The organism is Modestobacter sp. URMC 112, from assembly GCF_053502575.1.
Map to the genome: position 1 here is coordinate 3,323,489 of NZ_CP199957.1, position 19,355 is coordinate 3,342,843.

The 19,355-nt window shown below is 74.4% G+C and carries 18 protein-coding genes; 10 read left to right on the forward strand and 8 right to left on the reverse strand.

Annotated elements, in window-relative coordinates; translation table 11 throughout:
* Positions 1-270 precede the first annotated feature (270 nt).
* Positions 271-3,078 (forward strand): pyruvate dehydrogenase (acetyl-transferring), homodimeric type, encoded by a 2,808-nt coding sequence (gene aceE, locus ACWIX6_RS15660; protein ID WP_448613362.1) that lies wholly within the window; start codon positions 271-273, stop codon positions 3,076-3,078.
* Between the two features lie 104 nt (positions 3,079-3,182).
* Here aceE and ACWIX6_RS15665 read toward each other — a convergent pair whose 3' ends face one another.
* From ACWIX6_RS15665 to ACWIX6_RS15680, 4 genes are all read right to left on the reverse strand, one after another.
* Entirely contained in the window at positions 3,183-4,388 is a 1,206-nt protein-coding gene (locus ACWIX6_RS15665; protein ID WP_448613363.1) for a M20 metallopeptidase family protein, read from the reverse strand.
* Between the two features lie 55 nt (positions 4,389-4,443).
* Complete coding sequence (locus ACWIX6_RS15670) at positions 4,444-4,689, reverse strand: nickel-binding protein (protein WP_448613364.1); 246 nt, start codon at positions 4,687-4,689, stop codon at positions 4,444-4,446.
* Positions 4,690-4,772: 83 nt separating this feature from the next.
* Positions 4,773-5,315, reverse strand: coding sequence for a pirin family protein (locus tag ACWIX6_RS15675; protein ID WP_448613365.1), 543 nt, complete (start codon positions 5,313-5,315; stop codon positions 4,773-4,775).
* On the reverse strand, positions 5,312-5,992 hold the full coding sequence (locus tag ACWIX6_RS15680; RefSeq protein WP_448613366.1) for a phosphatase PAP2 family protein: 681 nt from the start codon (positions 5,990-5,992) through the stop codon (positions 5,312-5,314). Before ACWIX6_RS15680 ends, ACWIX6_RS15675 begins: the two co-directional genes overlap by 4 nt.
* A gap of 90 nt (positions 5,993-6,082) precedes the next feature.
* Here ACWIX6_RS15680 and ACWIX6_RS15685 point away from each other — a divergent pair, with 90 nt between their 5' ends.
* From ACWIX6_RS15685 to ACWIX6_RS15710, 6 genes are all read left to right on the forward strand, one after another.
* Positions 6,083-7,249 (forward strand): PucR family transcriptional regulator, encoded by a 1,167-nt coding sequence (locus ACWIX6_RS15685; protein ID WP_448613367.1) that lies wholly within the window; start codon positions 6,083-6,085, stop codon positions 7,247-7,249.
* Between the two features lie 101 nt (positions 7,250-7,350).
* Entirely contained in the window at positions 7,351-8,601 is a 1,251-nt protein-coding gene (locus ACWIX6_RS15690) for an acyltransferase domain-containing protein (RefSeq protein WP_448613368.1), read from the forward strand.
* Between the two features lie 79 nt (positions 8,602-8,680).
* Positions 8,681-9,646 carry a beta-ketoacyl-ACP synthase III gene (locus ACWIX6_RS15695; RefSeq protein ID WP_448613369.1) on the forward strand — a complete coding sequence of 322 codons (966 nt, stop codon included), beginning with the start codon at positions 8,681-8,683 and terminating at the stop codon, positions 9,644-9,646.
* Positions 9,647-9,758: 112 nt separating this feature from the next.
* On the forward strand, positions 9,759-10,001 hold the full coding sequence (locus tag ACWIX6_RS15700; RefSeq protein ID WP_179651488.1) for an acyl carrier protein: 243 nt from the start codon (positions 9,759-9,761) through the stop codon (positions 9,999-10,001).
* A gap of 114 nt (positions 10,002-10,115) precedes the next feature.
* The gene (locus ACWIX6_RS15705; protein ID WP_448613370.1) at positions 10,116-11,357 is read left to right on the forward strand and encodes a beta-ketoacyl-[acyl-carrier-protein] synthase family protein; all 1,242 of its coding nucleotides are present in this window, start codon (positions 10,116-10,118) and stop codon (positions 11,355-11,357) included.
* 96 nt (positions 11,358-11,453) lie between these two features.
* Complete coding sequence (locus tag ACWIX6_RS15710; RefSeq protein WP_448613371.1) at positions 11,454-12,869, forward strand: acyl-CoA carboxylase subunit beta; 1,416 nt, start codon at positions 11,454-11,456, stop codon at positions 12,867-12,869.
* 61 nt (positions 12,870-12,930) lie between these two features.
* On the opposite strand, the gene ACWIX6_RS15715 is transcribed toward ACWIX6_RS15710, so the two are convergent.
* Positions 12,931-13,668, reverse strand: coding sequence for a DUF3145 domain-containing protein (locus ACWIX6_RS15715; RefSeq protein ID WP_448613372.1), 738 nt, complete (start codon positions 13,666-13,668; stop codon positions 12,931-12,933).
* 96 nt (positions 13,669-13,764) lie between these two features.
* Between ACWIX6_RS15715 and ACWIX6_RS15720 the strand changes: the two genes are divergently transcribed.
* Positions 13,765-14,178 (forward strand): hypothetical protein, encoded by a 414-nt coding sequence (locus ACWIX6_RS15720; RefSeq protein ID WP_448613373.1) that lies wholly within the window; start codon positions 13,765-13,767, stop codon positions 14,176-14,178.
* Positions 14,179-14,204: 26 nt separating this feature from the next.
* Here the strand turns inward: ACWIX6_RS15720 and ACWIX6_RS15725 are convergent, their stop codons facing one another.
* Positions 14,205-14,837, reverse strand: a complete 633-nt coding sequence (locus tag ACWIX6_RS15725; RefSeq protein ID WP_448613374.1) for a TetR/AcrR family transcriptional regulator — start codon at positions 14,835-14,837, stop codon at positions 14,205-14,207.
* 2 nt (positions 14,838-14,839) lie between these two features.
* Positions 14,840-15,166 carry a DMT family transporter gene (locus ACWIX6_RS15730; RefSeq protein WP_448613375.1) on the reverse strand — a complete coding sequence of 109 codons (327 nt, stop codon included), beginning with the start codon at positions 15,164-15,166 and terminating at the stop codon, positions 14,840-14,842.
* Positions 15,167-15,363: 197 nt separating this feature from the next.
* Between ACWIX6_RS15730 and ACWIX6_RS15735 the strand changes: the two genes are divergently transcribed.
* Both ACWIX6_RS15735 and ACWIX6_RS15740 read left to right on the forward strand, forming a co-directional pair.
* Positions 15,364-17,712, forward strand: coding sequence for a galactose oxidase-like domain-containing protein (locus ACWIX6_RS15735; RefSeq protein ID WP_448613376.1), 2,349 nt, complete (start codon positions 15,364-15,366; stop codon positions 17,710-17,712).
* Positions 17,713-17,876: 164 nt separating this feature from the next.
* Complete coding sequence (locus tag ACWIX6_RS15740) at positions 17,877-18,425, forward strand: DUF6653 family protein (protein ID WP_448613377.1); 549 nt, start codon at positions 17,877-17,879, stop codon at positions 18,423-18,425.
* 90 nt (positions 18,426-18,515) lie between these two features.
* Here the strand turns inward: ACWIX6_RS15740 and ACWIX6_RS15745 are convergent, their stop codons facing one another.
* The gene (locus ACWIX6_RS15745) at positions 18,516-19,205 is read right to left on the reverse strand and encodes a DUF4097 family beta strand repeat-containing protein (protein WP_448613378.1); all 690 of its coding nucleotides are present in this window, start codon (positions 19,203-19,205) and stop codon (positions 18,516-18,518) included.
* Positions 19,206-19,355: the final 150 nt, after the last annotated feature.

Below are 19,355 nucleotides of genomic sequence, written 5' to 3' on the forward strand. Positions count from 1 at the left end.
TCGGTGCCCTGCCGATCGACACGTGATCTGTACGGATGGTGCCCTGTCCCCGGCCGCGTCGCTCGCTCGGACAGCGTCACCGGACCGTCGTAGGTGCGGAGCGTAAGGCATCCGGGACCTCGCGCAAGGCCCTCCGTGCCAGGTCGGGGGCCCGTCCCGCTCCGGCGCACCGGCGTCCCCCGCCGTTCCCGGCGCCCGATCACGGCCGGTCCCTCACCGGAACACCGGGGTCAGGTGACGGATCCGCCCCCGACGCGCGACGATGTGCCCATGAGCGCACCGCAGCAGTCGGACGGCGACCCCGCCCGCAACGCAGGCACCCCCCGCGCGGTCATCACCGACGGCCTGCCGAGTCAACTCCCCGACACCGACCCCGACGAGACCCACGAGTGGCTCGAGTCCCTCGACGCGGTCGTCGACCACGCCGGCCGCGGCCGTGCGCGCTACCTGATGCTCCGGATGCTCGAGCGCAGCCGCGAGCAGCAGGTCGGCGTCCCCGCCCTGCGCAGCACCGACTACATCAACACCATCCCGCCGGAGCGGGAGCCGTGGTTCCCCGGCGACGAGGACGTCGAGCGCCGCATCCGCGCCTACATCCGCTGGAACGCCGCGATCATGGTCCACCGCGCCCAGCGGCCGGGGATCGCGGTCGGTGGCCACATCTCCTCCTACGCCTCGTCGGCCTCGCTCTACGAGGTCGGCTTCAACCACTTCTTCCGCGGCAAGGACCACCCCGGCGGCGGCGACCAGATCTACTTCCAGGGCCACGCCTCCCCCGGCATCTACGCCCGCGCCTACCTCGAGGGCCGGCTCGACGAGCACCAGCTCGACGGGTTCCGCCAGGAGGTCAGCCACCCCGGCGGCGGGCTGTCGTCCTACCCGCACCCCCGGCTGATGTCGGACTTCTGGGAGTTCCCGACCGTCTCCATGGGCCTGGGCCCGATGAACGCGATCTACCAGGCGCGGTTCAACCGCTACCTGCACGACCGCGGCATCGCCGACACCTCCGACCAGCACGTCTGGGCGTTCCTCGGCGACGGCGAGATGGACGAGCCCGAGTCGATCGGCCCGATCGGCCTGGCCGCCCGCGAGGAGCTGGACAACCTCACCTTCGTCGTCAACTGCAACCTGCAGCGGCTGGACGGCCCGGTCCGCGGCAACGGCAAGATCATCCAGGAGCTGGAGTCGGTGTTCCGCGGCGCCGGCTGGAACGTCATCAAGGTGGTGTGGGGCCGCGGCTGGGACAAGCTGCTGGCCGCCGACCGGGACGGCGCCCTGGTCAACCTGATGAACCAGACGCCGGACGGCGACTACCAGACCTACAAGGCCGAGGACGGCGCCTTCGTGCGCGAGCACTTCTTCGGCCGCGACCCGCGCACCCGCAAGCTCGTGGAGGACATGAGCGACAAGGAGGTCTGGGACCTCCAGCGCGGCGGGCACGACTACCGCAAGGTGTACGCCGCCTTCAAGGCCGCCCAGGACCACAAGGGCCAGCCGACGGTCATCCTGGCGAAGACGATCAAGGGCTGGACGCTGGGCAGCCACTTCGAGGGCCGCAACTCCACGCACCAGATGAAGAAGCTGACCGCCGAGGACCTGGCCGGCTTCCGCGACCGGCTGTACCTGCCGATCCCCGACGAGGCGCTGGACAAGACCCTGCCGCCCTACTACAAGCCGGCCGCCGACTCCGACGAGATGCAGTACATGCAGGAGCGGCGCCGGGCGCTGGGCGGGTCCATCCCCCGCCGGCGGGCCGCGGCCAAGCAGCTCAAGGCCCCCGACGACAAGGCGTTCGACGTCCTGCGGAAGGGCTCGGGCAAGCAGGAGGTCGCCACCACCATGGCGTTCGTCCGGCTGCTCAAGGAGCTGCTCAAGGACCCCGAGCTCGGCCCGCGCTTCGTCCCGATCATCCCCGACGAGGCCCGCACCTTCGGGCTGGACTCCCTCTTCCCGACGAAGAAGATCTACAACCCGCACGGCCAGCACTACACGTCGGTCGACCGCGAGCTGATGCTGGCCTACAAGGAGTCCGAGCAGGGCCAGATCCTGCACGAGGGGATCAACGAGGCCGGGTCCGCGTCGTCGTTCATCGCGGCCGGGACGTCCTACGCCACCCACGGCGAGGCGATGATCCCGATCTACATCTTCTACTCGATGTTCGGGTTCCAGCGCACCGGCGACCACTTCTGGGCCGCCGGCGACCAGCTGACCCGCGGGTTCCTGCTCGGCGCCACCGCCGGCCGCACCACCCTCAACGGGGAGGGCCTGCAGCACGAGGACGGGCACTCGCTGCTGCTGGCAGCGACCAACCCGGCCGTGGTCACCTACGACCCGGCGTTCTCCTACGAGGTCGGGCACATCACCAAGGACGCCCTGCGCCGGATGTACGGCGAGGACCCGGGCGCCCCGCTGGGCGGTCACCGCAGCCCCGACGTCTTCTACTACCTGACGGTCTACAACGAGCCCTACGCCCAGCCGGCCGAGCCCGAGGGCCTGGACCTGACCGGGCTGCTGGCCGGCATGTACCGGTACGCCGAGGGCCCGCAGGTCGACAGCGGCAAGAAGGCGCAGGTGCTGGCCTCGGGTGTCGCGGTGCCGTGGGCGCTGCGCGCCCAGGAGCTGCTGGCGCAGGACTGGGGCGTGTCCGCCGACGTCTGGTCGGTGACCTCGTGGACGGAGCTGCGCCGCGAGGCCGTCGAGGCCGAGGACTGGAACCTGCTGCACCCGGCGGAGGAGCCGCGGGTCCCCTACGTCACCCGGGTCCTGTCCGACACCGACGGCCCCGTCGTCGCGGTGTCGGACTGGATGAAGGCGGTGCCGGACCTGCTGGCGCCCTACGTCCCCGGCGGCATGGCGTCGCTGGGCACCGACGGGTTCGGCCTGTCCGACACCCGCCCGGCGCTGCGGCGGCACTTCAAGGTCGACGCCGAGTCGGTCGTGGTCAAGGTGCTGACCCAGCTGGCCAACTACGGCGAGATCGAGCGGGACGTCGTCCGGCAGGCCGTGGAGAAGTACCAGATCGGCGACCCGCAGGCGGCTCCGCCGGAGGAGCGCACGGACGAGCCCCCGGCCACCTGAGGAAGGACCCCGCTGCCCCCCACCGCTCGCGAGCTCGCGGCGGGACCCTGCAGCGGGGCCTCGCTGAACGGCCCGTCTCCTCTGGGAGGCGGGCCGTTCCGCGTTCAGCCGGCGAGGGCCTGCATCGCCATCTGGGCGTACATCGCGACGCCGGCGGGCAGGGCGTCCTCGTCGAAGACGACGAGGTTCGAGTGGTTGGCCGGCGCGGACGACGGGTCCAGCTCCGGCGGGCACGCGCCCAGGAACGCCATCGCGCCGGGCACCTGCTCGAGCACGTAGGAGAAGTCCTCGGCGCCCATCAGCGGCTCGCCCATCACCGCGCTGGCCTGTGACCCGAGCAGCGCCGCGGCGGTCTCGCCCACCTGGGCGGCCACGGCTGCGTCGTTCACCGTCACGGGGTAGCCGGACTCCATGCTGAACTCGACGGTCAGCTCGTGCGCCGCCGCGACGTGCGTGGCGACCCGCTCGACCGCCTCCATCGTCGAGGCACGCCGCTCCGCCGACAGGGTCCGGATGGTCCCCTCCAGGTGCGCGGTCTCCGGGATGATGTTGTTCGTCGTCCCCGCGGTGAGGTGCCCGACGGTCACCACCGCCGGGTCGAAGACGCTCACCCGGCGGGTCACCATCGCCTGCAGCGCCAGGACGATCTCGGCGGCCACCGGCACCGGGTCGGCGGCCATGTGCGGGGCGGAGGCGTGCCCGCCGCGGCCGCGCACGGTGATCCGGAAGATGTCACCGGCGGCCAGCAGCGGCCCGGGTCGCACGTTGATCGTGCCGCTGCGCCACATCGTCGACACGTGCAGCGCGAAGGCGCCGCTCACCGGCGCCTCCGGGACGACGTCGAGCAGACCCTCCTCGAGCATGTACCGGGCACCGTGGAAGCCCTCCTCGCCCGGCTGCACCATGAAGACGACCTGGCCGGCCAGCGCCTCCCGGCGCTCGGCGAGCAGCCGGGCGGCGCCGAGCAGCATCGCGACGTGGGTGTCGTGCCCGCAGGCGTGCATCGCCCCGGGCACCTCGGAGGCGAACGGCAGCCCGGTGTCCTCCTGCAGCGGCAGCGCGTCCATGTCGCCGCGGAGCAGGTAGGTCGGCCCGGGACGGGCACCGCGCAGCACGCCGACGACCGACGTGGTGCTGCGGCCGGTGCTCACCTCCACCGGCAGGTCGGCGAAGGCCTCGAGGACAGCAGCCTGGGTGCGGGGCAGCTGGAGCCCGATCTCCGGGGTGCGGTGCAGCCGGCGCCGCAGGTCCACGGTGCGGTCCGCGTCGGCACGGGCAGCGGCGAGCAGGTCGGTGGCAGCATCAGGCATGCCGCCAGTCTGTAGCAGTGCTCAGCAGCTGCCCAGCCCGGTGGGCTCGGCCCGGTCAGGTCAGGCTGTCGACCCGGTGCACCTCGCCGCACGGCACGTCCAGGGCGGCGTGGTGCTTGCGGACTGCCTCCTCGTCGGGCGCGTCGAGCAGGCAGTACACCTTGCCGTCGGGGTTGTGGAAGAGCTCGACCTGCCGGACGCCGAACTCGTCGGTGGCGCCGGCCTTGGCGCCCTCGCCGATCTCGGCGATCGCCTGCGGCGGCAGCTTCAGGTCGTCGTGGAAGTCCATGAACCTCGGCATGTGCACTCCTCCGGTCGGCCCCCGTCCGGGCACTGTCCACCCGGACGGCACCGTTGTCCAGGGTGGCCCGGGCGGACGGACGGTCACCCGGCCCAGGCCGGGCGGGAGGGGTCCAGCAGCCAGGCGCACACCGTCGCCGGTCCGTGCACCGTCCCCTCCCCCGGTCCGGCGGTGACCTCGCCGTCCCGGCAGGTGACCCACAGCCCCGGCGGGGGCTGCACCCGCTCGCCGGGGCCGGGGGCCGCCGTCCACAGCCGGGCGTCGGCCCGGCCCAGGTCCACCCAGCCGGGGCCCGCGGCGAGGACCTCGTGCCGCGGCGGCGCCCCGGGGTCGGCGGCCCGCAGGTGGACCTGGACGACGTGCGCGCCGTCGTCCCCGGCCACCTCGTCGTGCGCCAGGCCGGACCCCGCGCGGAGCACCCCGACGTCGCCGGCGTGCAGCTGCGCCTCCGGTTGCCAGCGGTGGGTGAGCGAGCCGGCCAGCACCACCGCCACCACGTCGACGTCCCGGTGTGCGTGTCGGCCGTAGCCCCGCCCCGGCGCGAGCCGGTCGTCGGCGAGCCGGAGCAGCGGGCCGGCGGAGCCGTCGACCGGCTCGAGCAGCACCCGGGAGTCCAGGTCGGTCACCGGGCCACCTCCGCGCGGGGCGCCGGTGCCTGCCGCCGGGAGGCGACGCCGGCGACCAGCAGCGTCCAGCCCAGCCCCAGTGCCTCGCCGCCCACCACGTCGGACAGCCAGTGCACGCCCAGCCAGATCCGGGTGAGCCCGACCAGGACGGCGAGGGCCAGGCCGGCCGCCAGCCACCAGCGGCGAGCCCGCGGGCCCAGCGCCGGCCAGGCCAGCAGCAGCGCCGTGGTGACCAGCGCGGCCACCCCGGAGGCGTGCCCGCTGGGGAAGGCCAGCGACGTGTACTCCGCGCCCCCGCCGGCGTACTGCGGTCGCAGCCGCCCGACGAGCTCCTTGAGCAGCCCGGTCAGCGGTGCGACGAGCAGGACGGCAGCGGCGACCCAGCCCGCCGTCCACCAGCGGCGCCGCACCAGCAGCCAGCCGAGCACCGGCAGGAAGACCAGCACGCGGACGACGCTCAACCCGGGCGCGGTGGCCACCTGCAGCAGCGCCCCCAGCGCCGGCCCGCGGTCGTCGCCGGCGTACAGCGCCGCGCTCACCGCCCGGTCGACCCGCAGCAGCGGCCCGGCGCCGGCGAGCACGGCCCCGGCCAGCACCGCGACCAGCCCGAACGCGGCGACGGCGGTCCCCAGGGCCCAGCGGGGTGCCGCGACGTCGGGCGGTCGGGGCGCGGACACCGCTCCACGATCCCCTGCCGCGCGCCGGGTGACACGCCGATCCGGCGCGCCGTGACACGCTGACGGCGTGGCGAGGAGGCGAGCAGGCCGGTGAGGGCGACCCCGACGGCGGCGACCCTGAGCCGGCTCGAGCGCTCCTCCGGCGCGCTGGCCACCCAGGCGGTCGCGCGGATGGACGACGAGCTGTCCTGGTTCCGCGCGATGCCGGCCTCCCAGCGCTCCTGGGTGACGCTGGTGGCACAGGCCGGCATCGCCTCGATGGTGGAGTGGTGCCGCAACCCCGGCCGGCCGCCCCGGCTCACCGGTGAGGTGTTCGGCGCCGCCCCTCGGGAGCTGGTCCGCGCCGTCCCGCTCAAGCAGACCGTCGACCTGATCAAGGTCACCGTGGAGGTGGTCGAGGACCGGGTCGAGCAGGTCGCCGAGCCCGGGGACGCCGAGCAGCTGCGGCTGGCGGTGCTGCAGTACAGCCGTGAGGTGGCCTTCGCGACCGCGCACGTCTACGCCAGCTTCGCCGAGACCCGGGGCGCCTGGGACGCCCGGCTGGAGGCCCTGGTCGTCGACGCGCTGGTGCGCGGTGAGCGGTCCGAGGAGCTGCCCGGGCGGGCGGCGGCGCTGGGCTGGGCGACCACCGGGCCGGTGCTGGTGCTGGTCGGTGCGGCGCCCTCCGGGGCGGACGAACAGGGGTCCGCCGTCCGCCGGGCGGCCCGGACGCAGCGCAGCGAGGTGCTGGTCGGGGTGCACGCGGACAAGCTCGTCGTCGTCCTGGGCGGGGTCACCGACCTGGAGGACGTCGCGGCCCGGGTGACCCGCGAGTTCGGGCCCGGCCCGGTGGTGCGCGGACCGCGGGTGGAGTCCCTCGCCCAGGCCGGCGAGTCCGCCGCCGCGGCGCTGGCCGGGCTCCGCGCCGCGGCGGCCTGGCCGGCCGCGCCGCGACCGGTCGCCGCCGACGACCTGCTGCCCGAGCGCGCCCTGGCCGGCGACCCGACGGCGCGCTCGGCGCTCACCGAGCGGGTCACCGTGGCCCTGCAGGCCGCCGGCGCCGAGGTGCTGGAGACGGTGCGGGTGGTGCTGGGGAACGGGGGCAACCTGGAGGCCAGCGCCCGCGCGCTGTTCGTGCACACCAACACCGTGCGGTACCGGCTCAAGCGGGCCACCGAGCTCACCGGGTACGTGCCCACCGACCCGCGCGGCAGCTGGACCCTCCAGGTCGCGCTCGCCCTCACCGAGCTCGAGGTCGACCGGTCGCTGTGGAATTGAGCGTGCCGCTCCTTGTGGGCTCCGCCACCGACACGCGGCCGGATCTCCGGTTGACGAGCGTGCTTTTGGAGGGATCCTCCAAAAGCTGACGGTCGATCTTCGTGGCCCTCGGCCCCGCGGGAGTGCCGCCGGACTGGCACGGTGAGGAGGTGCTGGCCGTCCTCGCCCCCGGACAGGGTGCCCAGAAGCCCGGGATGCTGACTCCCTGGCTGGAGCTGCCGGGCGCCGAGCCCTTCTTCCGCTGGGCCGGCGCCATCGCCGACGCCGACCTCCTGACCCTGGGCACGACCGGTGACGCCGAGGCCATCAAGGACACCGCGGTCACCCAGCCGCTCGTCGTCGCGATGAGCCTGTTCGTCGCCCGCGAGCTCGGCGGCCTGCCCGGTCCGGTGTCGCACCCGCCGCACGCCGGTCGGGACGTCGTCATCGCCGGGCACAGCGTGGGCGAGTTGACCGCCGCGGCGCTGGCCGGGGTGCTGTCGGTGGAGGCCGCCATCGCGCTGACCGCCGTCCGCGGCCGGGCGATGGCCCGGTCCTGCGCCCAGACCCCGACCGGGATGTCCGCCGTCCTGGGCGGTGAACCCGACGAGGTGCTCGCCGCCATCGAGCGGCACGGCCTGGTGCCGGCCAACCGCAACGGTGGCGGCCAGGTGGTCGCCGCCGGCTCGCTGGACGGGCTGGCCGCGCTCAAGGCCGACCCGCCGGCCAAGGCGCGGATCATGCCGCTGTCGGTGGCCGGCGCCTTCCACACCGAGTACATGGCCTCCGCCCGCGCGGAGCTGGAGGCGCTGGTCGACGGCCTGCGCCCGGCCGAGCCCAGCCGGCTGCTGCTGTCCAACGCCGACGGCGCCGCGGTCGACTCCGGCGCCGCGGCGCTGTCCCGCCTGGTCAGCCAGGTCACCAGCCCGGTCCGCTTCGACGCGTGCCTCGCCACCATGCGCGACCTCGGCGTGACCGCCGTCCTGGAGCTGCCGCCGGCCGGCGCGCTGGCCGGTCTGGCCAAGCGCGAGTGGAAGGGCTCGGACATCGAGGTCCTGGCGCTCGCCGGGCCCGCCGACCTGGACCGGGCGCGGGAGCTGATCTCGGTCGAGCGCAGCCGGTCCGAGGCCGAGCACCTTCCCGACTGGCGGGTGGTCGTCTCCCCCGTGCGCGGCACGGTCAGCCCGGCGGAGGTCGCCGAGGGCAGCCGGCTGCCCGCCGGCACCCCACTGGGCTGCGTCCGCAGCCGCCGCGAGGAGGTCAAGGTGTCCGCAGGCTACGACGGCGTGCTGGCCGAGTGGCTGGTGCACGAGGGCGACCTCGTGGACGCCGGAGATCCGCTGGCCCGTCTCTACCCGGAGGTGTCCGCATGACGAACACGACGCCCGAGCGAGCATCGCAGGGAGCGCCAGCGACCGAGGAGCGGAACGAGCGCGGAGTGGAGCCGAGGTCATGACCCTGCAAATCCGTCAGGGCGCCGCGGGCGCCCGGGTCCTCGGACTGGGCTCGTACCGGCCACGCCGCCGGGTGACCAACCACGAGCTGGCCCAGACGATGGACACCAACGACGAGTGGATCCAGACCCGCGTCGGCATCGCCGAGCGCCGCTGGGCCGAGCCCGACGAGACCCTCGTCGAGATGTCCATCGCCGCCGGCGGCAAGGCGCTGGCCGCCAGCGGCCTGTCCCCGGACGCCGTGGACCTGGTGATCGTGGCCAGCGCCAGCCTGCGCAAGCCGATCCCCGGCATGGGCCCGCTGGTGGCCCACCGGCTGGGCATCAACCGGCCCGGCGCGTTCGACCTGAACGCCGGGTGCGCGGGCTTCTGCTACGCCCTCGGGGTGGCGGTCGACGCCATCCGCGCCGGGTCGGCGGTCAACGCCCTGGTGATCGGCGTCGAGCGGCTGACCGACGTCACCGACCTGACCGACCGCAGCACCGGGGTGATCTTCGCCGACGGGGCCGGGGCGATGGTGATCGGCGCCTCCGACGACCCGGGGATCGGCCCGGTGGTCTGGGGCAGCGACGGCGACCAGCACACCGCGATCTCCATCCCCGAGGGCCGGCCGCACATGACCATGGCCGGCCAGGCGGTCTACCGCTGGGCGACCACCAAGCTCACCGAGACCCTGCTCGCGGCCATGGAGCGGGCCGGGGTCGGCCCCGCCGACATCGACGTCTTCGCCCCGCACCAGGCCAACCTCCGGATCATCGAGTCGATGGCCAAGAAGCTCGGGCTCCCCGAGTCCACGGTCATCGCCCGCGACATCGTCCACGCCGGCAACACCTCGGCCGCGTCGGTGCCCCTGGCGCTGTCCGCGCTGCAGGAGTCCGGCGAGGCCAAAAGCGGCGACACCGCGCTGGTGCTCGGCTACGGCGCCGGGCTCACCTTCGCCGGACAGGTGCTCGAGCTCCCCTGACCGCACCGCCGCACACCGCACCGACGCACCACCCAGACCCCCGGGACGCCCGTCCCGGACGACGTGGCGGGCCGACCCGGTCCGCCGCATCGCCTTCGAGAGAGGACCGCCCGTGAGCAGCACCCAGGAGATCCAGACCGGCGTGGCCGAGATCCTCGAGGAGGTCGCCGGGGTCGCCCCCGCCGACGTCTCCCCCGAGAAGTCCTTCACCGACGACCTCGACGTCGACTCCCTGTCGATGGTCGAGATCGCCACCGCCGTCGAGGACAAGTTCGGTGTCGCCATCCCCGACGACGAGCTCGGCAACATCAAGACCGTCGGTGACGCGATCTCCTACATCGAGAAGAACCAGTAGCAGAAGGACCCCGCTGCCCCCCACTGCTCGCACGCTCCCAGCGGGACCCTGCAGCAGGGCCAACGCAGTTGCTCACCTCGGCCGTCCGGCCGGTCAGCCCCAGGAGGAACGTCCATGAGCACGTCCACCGCCGACGTCGTCGTCACCGGGTTGGGCGCCACCACGCCCCTCGGCGGCGACGTCGCCTCCACGTGGGAGGCGCTGCTGGCCGGCCGGTCCGGGGTGCGCCGCCTCACCGACGACTGGGCGAAGGAGTTCCCCGCCCAGCTCGTCGCCCGGCTCGCCGTCGACCCGGCCGAACAGATCGACCGGGTGCGGGCCCGGCGGCTGGACCGCAGCCAGCAGGTCGCGGTCATCGCCGCCGAGGAGGCCTGGCGGGACGCGGGCGGGGCCGACTCCGGCGTCGACCCGGAGCGGATCGCCGTGGTCGTCGGCACCGGGATCGGCGGCGCCACCACGCTGCTGGACCAGGACGACATCCTGGAGGCCAAGGGCCCCCGCCGGGTCTCGCCGCACACCATCCCGATGCTGATGCCCAACGGCCCGGCCGCCGCGGTCGGGCTGGCCGTCGGCGCCCGGGCCGGGGTGCACGCCCCGGTGAGCGCCTGCGCCTCCGGCGCCGAGGCCATCCGCTGGGGCCTGGACCTGCTGCGGTTCGACCGGGCCGACATGGTCCTGGTCGGTGGCACCGAGTCCTGCGTGCACCCGCTGCCGATGGCCGGCTTCGCCGCGATGCGCGCGATGAGCACCCGCAACGACGAGCCCGAGCGCGCCTCCCGGCCGTTCGACAAGGGCCGGGACGGCTTCGTGCTCGCCGAGGGCGCGGCCTGTCTGGTGCTGGAGCGGGCCGACGCCGCCAAGGCGCGCGGCGCCAAGGTCTACGCCCGGCTGGCCGGCGCCGGGGCCACCGCCGACGGCTACGACCTGGTCGCCCCGCACCCCGAGGGCGCCGGCGGGGCGCGGGCGATGGTGGCCGCGATCCGCGACGCCGGGCTCACCCCAGCGGACATCGGCCACGTCAACGCGCACGCCACCTCCACCCCGATCGGCGACACCGCGGAGGCCATGGCCATCCACGGGACCATCGGCGACCACACCCTGGTGACGGCGACCAAGGGCCAGACCGGGCACCTGCTCGGCGCGGCCGGGGCGCTGGAGTCGGTGTTCGCCGTCCTGGCGCTGCGCGACCAGCTGGTGCCGGCCACCGCGAACCTCGACGACCCCGACGACGACGCCGCCGTGCAGGCGCTCGACATCGTCCGCCGGGAGCCCCGCAAGGCCACCTTCAGCGCCGCGCTGAACGACTCGTTCGGCTTCGGCGGCCACAACCTCGCCCTGGTGTTCACCACCGCCTGACGAAGGACCCCCGTGCCCCCCACGCCTCGCAAGCTCAGCGCGGGACCCTGCACGGGGGCCTGACGCTGCCACCGACCGACCGCTTCGGAGGTCTTCGTGACGATCGTGCACGCCGCGCCCCCGCTGCCCCCGGCCACCGACCCGCGCGACCCCGAGGACCGGCTCGCCACCTTCTTCGACCCCGGCTCGCTGCGGCTGCTGGCCGCGCGGGACACCTCCGGGGTGCTCGCCGGCCGGGGCACGGTGGCCGGCTCCCCGGCGGTCGCCTACTGCACCGACGCCACCGTCATGGGCGGGGCGATGGGGGTCGACGGCTGCCGGCACATCGTGGACGCCATCGACGCCGGTCTGCGGGAACGCGTGCCGGTGGTGGGGATCTGGCACTCCGGCGGCGCCCGGCTTGCCGAGGGCGTCACCGCGCTGCACGCGGTCGGTGAGGTGTTCGCCGCGATGGTGCGGGCGTCCGGTCGGATCCCGCAGGTCTCCGTCGTCCTCGGCCCCGCCGCGGGTGGCGCGGCCTACGGGCCGGCGCTCACCGACCTGGTGATCATGAGCCCGGCCGGCCGGGTGTTCGTGACCGGTCCCGAGGTGGTCCGGTCGGTCACCGGCGAGGACGTCGACATGGAGAGCCTGGGCGGGCCGGACACCCACGGCCGGCGCTCCGGCGTCGTCCACGTGGTGACCGAGAGCGAGCGGGAGGCCATCGAGACCGCCCGTCAGGCGGTCGACCTGCTGGCGGCCCAGGGCAGCCTCGCCCCCGCGGACGACGCACCCGAGGTCGACCTCGGCGCGCTGCTGCCCGAGCGCCCCAACCGCGCCTACGACGTGAAGCCGCTGATCGCCGCACTGCTGGACGCCCCGGGTCTCGAGCTGCACCCCCGCTTCGCGCCCAACGTGGTGACCACCCTGGGCCGGCTGGCCGGGCGGACCGTGGGCGTGATCGCCAACAACCCGCTGCGGCTGGGCGGGTGCCTGGACTCCGCGTCGGCCGAGAAGGCGGCCCGGTTCGTGCGGATGTGCGACGCGTTCGGGGTGCCGCTGGTCGTCCTCGTCGACGTGCCCGGGTACCTGCCCGGGGTCGGCCAGGAGTGGGACGGCGTGGTCCGCCGCGGCGCGAAGCTGCTGCACGCCTTCGCCGAGGCGGTGGTGCCGCGGGTGACCCTGGTGACCCGCAAGTCCTACGGCGGGGCCTACATCGCGATGAACTCACGCTCGCTGGGCGCCACCGCGGTGTTCGCCTGGCCGGGGGCCGAGGTGGCGGTGATGGGCGCCAAGGCCGCGGTCGGCATCCTGCACCGCAAGAAGCTGGCCGCCGCCCCGCCCGGGGAGCGGGAGGCGCTGCACGCAGCCCTGGCCGCCGAGCACGAGCGGATCGCCGGCGGGGTGAACCGCGCGCGCGAGATCGGCGTCGTGGACGAGGTCGTGCACCCGCGGGAGACCAAGCGCCGGCTGGTGGCCGCCCTGGCCGAGGCCCCCTCCGGCCGCGGAGCCCACGGCAACATCCCGCTGTGAGACGACAGTGGCCCGGCACCCCGAGTGGGATGCCGGGCCACTCTGCTGTGCATGGGGTCCTTCAGACGACCTGGTGCAGCCAGGTGACCGGCGTGCTGTCGCCGGCGTAGCGGTAGGCCTCGAGGTCGGCGTCCCAGGGGGCGCCGAGCAGGACGTCGACACCGTGCCGGAAGGCCTCGGGCGAGGTGGCCGTGGCCGCGAGGTGCCGCAGCTGCTGCTCGGTCACGATGAGGTCGCCGTTCGCACTGGTGGCAGCACGGAAGACGCCGTGGCCCGGGACGTACGCCATACGCTCGCCGTCCGTGCCCTGGCTGGGCTCCTCGGTGACCTCGAAGCGCAGCATCGGCCACGCCTTGAGGGCAGCCACCAGCTTGGCGCCCGTCCCGGTGACACCGGTCCAGGCGACCTCCGCACGGTAGGAACCCCGCGCCGCGGACTGCTCAGTCCACGTCAAAGAGACCGGCCCGCCGATGACACGCTCGAGCGCCCATTCGACGTGCTGGCAGAGAGCCTTCGGGCACGCGTGCACGAAGACCACACCTTGGGTAGACCGTCGCTGCACAGGGCACCTCCATCGACTCGACCGGCCTCGTCTTCCCCAACGGACCCGTCGTGCGGTGGTGTGTCTGCTCGCTTCGGCAACCGGGGACCAGTCTGCCCGACCGGTCCCGCGTCGCGCCAGTGCGGACCGGGGTCCGTGGGACTCCCGGGACGCCTGTTGCCGTCTGTGACTGCAAGATCGTGCAGGTCCGCCGCACGCACTGGACGCTGGGGACGATTTTCGTCCAACTTCCGCCATCCCCGCTGGTGGGCCCCTCGCCGCCGGTCCGCGGAGGCGGACACCGTCCCGTCAGGACGCCTTGACGTCAGGGCAGCGTGACGGCACGCTGGGTACATGCCCTCCCCTGACGAGCTCGAGCTCCGGATGACCCTGCGGGCCGCGGTCGAGCGCTTCGACGAGTTGCGGGAACGGGAGGCGTTCGCCGACGACCCGGACGGCGAGGACACCGGCTCCCCGGTCGAACCCCTCCGCCTGGCGGAGGCGCTCGAGCTGCTGGCGCTGGGGGAGGTGATCGCGCGGAAGGCCGGCTACGGGCGACAGCTGACCGTCCGGGCCGCCCGCGCCTCCGGCGGCTCCTGGACCCAGATCGGGCAGTCGCTGGGGACGACGAAGCAGTCGGCGTGGGAGTCGCACCGGCGCTGGGTCGACGACCAGGCGGAGCTCGGCCGGGACAGCGACCACGAAGGCCTGGGTGCGGCCGAGGCCGCCCGTGCCCGCGCACTGCTGGACCGCGCCGACGGGACTTGACCGGGGCCCAGACGCGACCGGGACGGTCAGACCTCCTCGGGGGCAGCAGCCCCCAGCAGGCGGAGCACCTGCTCGACCTGGGGCAGCGTCGTCCCGGGGCCCCGCCCCTCGGCGAAGGCCCGGACCAGGGCGCCGTCGACCACGGCCACGGCCAGTCGGGCGGACTCCCGGTCGTGCGGGAGGCCGGCGCGGCGCAGGACGTCGCCCACCAGCCCGTCGAGGTGGTCGTCGTAGCCGGCGATGGTGGTGCGCAGCTGAGGGTGCCGGGCGGCCTCCAGGTAGCGGTCGTACAGCGTGAGTGGACCGCCCGGGGTGGCGTCGGCGCCACCGGCCGGCCCGAGGACGACGACGTCCAGCAGCGCCGCGGCGACCTGCGCCGGCTCGGCCAACCGCGCCGGGAGCCGGTCCAGCGTCTCCTGCGCGGCGGCGGACCAGTCGGCCGCCAGGGCCTCCACCGCCTCCCGCAGCAGGTCCTCGAGCGAGGCGAAGTAGTAGGTGGTGGCCGACAGCGGGACGCCGGCCCGGTCGGCGACCGAACGGTGGCCCACCGCGGCGAAGCCCTGCTCCATCACCAGCTCGGCGGCCGCGGCGATCAGCAGCCCCCGGCGGTGCAGGCCGCGGGTCGACGTCCGGCGCTCCGCCCGCGCCTGGCCGGGCACGGTCAGTGCCCGCCGCTGCTGGACAGCTGCAGCCCGACGACGCCGGCGACGACCAGCGCGATGGAGACCAGCTTGAGGACCTCCGTGGACTCCCCCAGCACGACCATGCCGTAGACAGCAGTGCCGACCGCGCCGATGCCGGTCCACACCGCGTACGCGGAGCCGATCGGCAGGCTGCGCAGCCCGATGCTCAGCAGGGTGAAGCTGCCGGCGGCGAACAGGATGAACGACACGGTGGGCCCGATGCGGGTGAACCCGGCGCTCGCCTTGAGGGCGACCGCGAAGCCGGTCTCGAGCAGACCCGCGACGACCACCAGCAACCACGCCATGATCCACCCCCTGAGTTGGTACGACCGTCCCACTGTAGCCCCGGTTGGCACGGCCGTGCCAGTTCGCTGAGGTCAGCCGTCCGCGTGTCGGCCCCGCGCGTCGCAGGCTGTGCCGGCTCCGGCCTTCCTCCCGTCTGGGCCCGGTGGGAGGGTCGGGCGGACGGCGTCCCGGGCTGTAGTCGGTGGGGGGAAGACGCATGCCGGACGGATTCGTACAGGTGCCGAACTGGGACTTCTGGGAGAACCAGGGCGCCGGCCTGGCGATCGCGGACGTCGACGGCGACGGCCGGCCCGACCTCGTCGTCCTGGTGGTCGACGACCCGGCCGGCCCCAACGCCGGCTACTACCGCGTGGGATCCGGGTTCGTCGACGGCACCGTCACCGGTGGGTGGGGCCCGTGGCAGCAGGTGCCCGACTGGTTCCCCACGGCGAACGCGGACGCCGGGGTGGCGGTGGTCGACGTCGACGGGGACGGCCGGCTGGACCTCGTCGTCTTCATGGTGGACGCGCCCGCCGGGGAGAACGGCGGTCACTACCGCATCGGCCACGGCCTGGCCGCCGACGGGTCGGTGACGGCGGGGTGGGGCCCCTGGCTGCCGGTCCCCGACTGGGGCTTCTGGGAGAACCAGGGCGCCGACGTCGTGGTGGCCGACATCGACGGGGACGGCCGGCTGGACCTGGTGCTGGTGGTCGTGGACGCGCCGGAGGGCGCCAACAAGGGCTTCTACCGGGTGGGCCGGCAGCTGGGCGCGGACGGGACCGTGGAGGGCGGCTGGGGTCCCTGGATCGCGATCCCCGGCTGGGGGTTCTGGGAGAACCAGGGCGCCGGCGCCGCCGTGGCCGACCTGGACGGCGACGGCCGGCTCGAGCTGGTGGTGTTCTGCGTCGACAACCCCGTCGGCGGGAACCTCGGCTTCTACACGGTCGGCTGGGGGCTGGACGGGTCCGGCCGCGCGGTGGACGGCTGGGGGCCGTGGACCCAGGTCGAGGGCTGGCCGTTCTGGGAGAACGCCGGCGCCTCCATCGCGGTGACGCAGACCCCGGACGGGCCCGACGAGCTCGTCGTCCTCCTCGTCGACGCCCCGGAGCAGGCCAACGCCGCCTACCTGCGGGTCACCGAGCTGGTCACCGACCTGGCGGACGCGGCCGAGAAGGGCGTCTGGCGGCTGCTGGACTTCGACGCCGAGGTGAACCCCGTGCACGCCGCGCTGCTGCACACCGGCGACGTGCTGTTCTTCTCCGGCTCGGGCAACGACCCCGACCGGCTGGCCGCCTCCCAGTTCCGGGCCCGGGTGTGGCGCTATCCGGAGCCGCTGCTGGAGGGCCCGGACACGCCCATCGACCTGTTCTGCTGCGGGCAGGCGCTCCTCCCGGACGGGCGGCTCCTGGCCGCCGGCGGCACGGACACGTACGACCCCTTCTTCGGCCTCCCCGACGCCCTGGTCTTCGACCCGGTCGCCGGCGGGTGGACGGGGGCGGCCCCCATGGCCGGCGGCCGGTGGTACCCGAGCCTCGCGCTGCTGCCCGACGGCCACGTGCTGGCCGTCTCCGGGGTGGGTGGGGACGGCAACCTGAACGTCGTCCCGGAGGTCTGGTCCCCGGCGCACGACCACTGGACGGCGCTGCCCTCCCCCGGGCCGTGGCCGATGTACGCCCACCTGGTGGTCCTCGCCGACGGCCGGGTCTTCTTCACGGGCGGCAACTACGGCGGCAACAACGGCGTCCCGCCCTCGGTGTGGGACCTCGCGACCGGCGCGACCACGGCGGTGGGCGGGCTGCACGTCCCCGGCATGCGGAACCAGGCCGCCAGCGTGCTGCTGCCGCCGGCCCAGGACCAGCGGGTGCTGATCGTCGGCGGCGGGGGCGTCGACGGGCACGGCCACGCCCCGGCGGTGGCGGACGCCTCGGTGGTCGACCTCACCGAGGCCGCACCGGCCTACCACGCGGTCCAGCCCCTGCACGCGGCGCGGATGCACCTGTGCGCGACCCTGCTGCCGGACCGGACGGTGCTGGTCAACGGGGGCGCGGCGATGGAGGAGGACGCGACGGTCGCCGCGCTGGACGCGGAGGTGTTCGACCCGGTCGCCGGGACCTGGTCGGTCGGCGCCGGCTCGCGCGTGCCCCGGCTGTACCACTCGGTGGCGCTGCTGATGCCAGACGGCCGGGTGATCACCTCCGGGTCCAACCCGGTGCGCAAGGCAGAGGACCTGCGCATCGAGGTGTACTGGCCGGCCTACCTGTTCCGCGGCAGCCGCCCCGTGCTGACCCTCGCGTCCACCGCGGCCGGGTACGGGGGGACCGTGGCCGCCACGGTGGAGGCCGAGCGCCCCCTGGCCTCGATGTCCCTCATGCGGCCCGGCGCGACCACCCACTCCTCGGACATGGAGCAGCGGCTCGTCGACGTCGCGTTCACGCTTGCGGACGACGGCGCGGTGACCGTGGCCCTGCCGGCGAGCCCCGCCCTCGCGCCGCCGGGCTGGTACATGCTGTTCGCCCTCGACGACGCCGGGGTGCCGTCGGAGGGCGCCTGGCTGCAGCTCGGCTGACGCGTCCGTCGGTCAGGCGACCCCGCCGTACCGCGCGGCCCGCCGGGGCGGTCCACCAGAAACCCGCACCCCGGGACCACCGGTCGCCCGGCTGTCCGGCCGGGGCCGCCGCTGCGAGCGTCGACGGCATCGGATGGGAACCGCGCACGAGCCGAGGAGCTGTGATGACCACTCCCGCTGCCCACTCGTCGCCGTCCGGCAAGGTCACCAGCGAGCAGCGGGTGGCCAGGCTGTTCGGGCTCGAGGGCGAGAACTGGACCCGGCACGCCAACCCGGTCAGCGTCTGGACCAGGTTCGCGGTCGTGCCGCTGCTGGCCCTGTCGATCTGGAGCCGGGACTGGATCGGCTGGTGGAGCCTCGTGCCGATCGTCCTCTCGCTGGTCTTCATGATGGTCAACCCGATGCTGTTCCCGAAGCCCCGGTCCACCCGCAACTGGGCGTCGAGAGGTGTCTTCGGTGAGCGGGTGTGGTCCGAGCGGACCTCGGTCGAGATCCCGCCCCAGTTCACGTCGGCCGTGCTCAACGCGACGTACGCGATCCAGCTCGTCGGGGCCGCTGTGCTGACCTACGGGCTCGTCCGGCTGGACGTGGTCGACACGATCGCCGGACTGGTCGTCCTACAGACCGCCAAGGCCTGGTTCATCGACCGCCAGGTCCTGCTCTTCGAGGACATGAAGGGCCGCCACCCCCGGTACGCCCGATGGGAGTACTGAGCCCGTTCGCGCCCGACGACGACCTGGCCGGGCCCGCCGGCACCCGCGACCACGTCACGCCCGGCCCGGGCATCGACCCGCTCACCGCGGTCACGGCAGCGGCCCGATCGACACCGCCCCCACCTCGGTGCGCACCTCGATGCGGTGTGCCGAGGACGGGTCCTCGGCCACGTGCACGCTGCTCGGTCCGACCGACGTCGAGACGTCGACGGCGTACGCGGTGCTGCGCGGGACCCGCAGGTCCACGGCGCCCATGCTGGTGGTGGTGCTGACGAGCAGCGGCGCCTCGGCGAACTCCAGCGAGGTCGCCCCCGCCTCGGTCGTCACGACCACCTCGTCACTGGTGAGCGCTCGCGCTTCGACGGCGCCGGCCTCGGTGGCGACGCGAACGGCCCCACCCAGGCCGTCCACCCGGATCGCGCCGGCCTGCGCCGTGACGTCCACCGACATGGCCGCGGGCACCCGGATCCGGTATCGGACGTCGCAGCGGGCGTCGTCGTCTCCGCAGCCCGACTCGGTCAGCCGCAACGTCGTGCCCTCCACCCGGTGGGCCGTGCTGGGCCTGCCCTGCGACCAGCGGTGTTCCTCGGTGACGGTCACCGGGCCGTCGCCGGTCGTGATGTCGACCTTCGCGGCCCGCGCGACGATCACCAGGGCGGTCACCGACTCGTCGATCCGGTAGTCCACGACGTCCGTGGTGGTGGACCCGCCGGTACAGGCGGCGGCGAGCGGGAGCAGGGAGGTGATGGCGGTCAGCGTCAGCGCGGAACGTCGTGGCATGGGACTCACCTGTCGCACGAGGAGCGGTCGGGGACGATGGCCTCACGCTCGCGGTCCGCGACAGGGACGGTAAGACGGCGGACTGGTCGTTCCGGGGGGCGGGTTTCTGGTCGGCACGGTGCGGTGCCGCGGCTCTGGACCCCCTGCACC

Coding starts and splice junctions, on each gene's coding strand:
- aceE (WP_448613362.1), top strand. CDS start 271: ATGAGCGCACCGCAGCAGTCGGACGGCGACCCCGCCCGCAACGCAGGC.
- ACWIX6_RS15665 (WP_448613363.1), bottom strand. CDS start 4,388: ATGCCTGATGCTGCCACCGACCTGCTCGCCGCTGCCCGTGCCGACGCG.
- ACWIX6_RS15670 (WP_448613364.1), bottom strand. CDS start 4,689: ATGCCGAGGTTCATGGACTTCCACGACGACCTGAAGCTGCCGCCGCAG.
- ACWIX6_RS15695 (WP_448613369.1), top strand. CDS start 8,681: ATGACCCTGCAAATCCGTCAGGGCGCCGCGGGCGCCCGGGTCCTCGGA.
- ACWIX6_RS15705 (WP_448613370.1), top strand. CDS start 10,116: ATGAGCACGTCCACCGCCGACGTCGTCGTCACCGGGTTGGGCGCCACC.
- ACWIX6_RS15715 (WP_448613372.1), bottom strand. CDS start 13,668: ATGGCGGAAGTTGGACGAAAATCGTCCCCAGCGTCCAGTGCGTGCGGC.
- ACWIX6_RS15720 (WP_448613373.1), top strand. CDS start 13,765: ATGCCCTCCCCTGACGAGCTCGAGCTCCGGATGACCCTGCGGGCCGCG.
- ACWIX6_RS15730 (WP_448613375.1), bottom strand. CDS start 15,166: ATGGCGTGGTTGCTGGTGGTCGTCGCGGGTCTGCTCGAGACCGGCTTC.
- ACWIX6_RS15735 (WP_448613376.1), top strand. CDS start 15,364: ATGCCGGACGGATTCGTACAGGTGCCGAACTGGGACTTCTGGGAGAAC.
- ACWIX6_RS15740 (WP_448613377.1), top strand. CDS start 17,877: ATGACCACTCCCGCTGCCCACTCGTCGCCGTCCGGCAAGGTCACCAGC.
- ACWIX6_RS15745 (WP_448613378.1), bottom strand. CDS start 19,205: ATGCCACGACGTTCCGCGCTGACGCTGACCGCCATCACCTCCCTGCTC.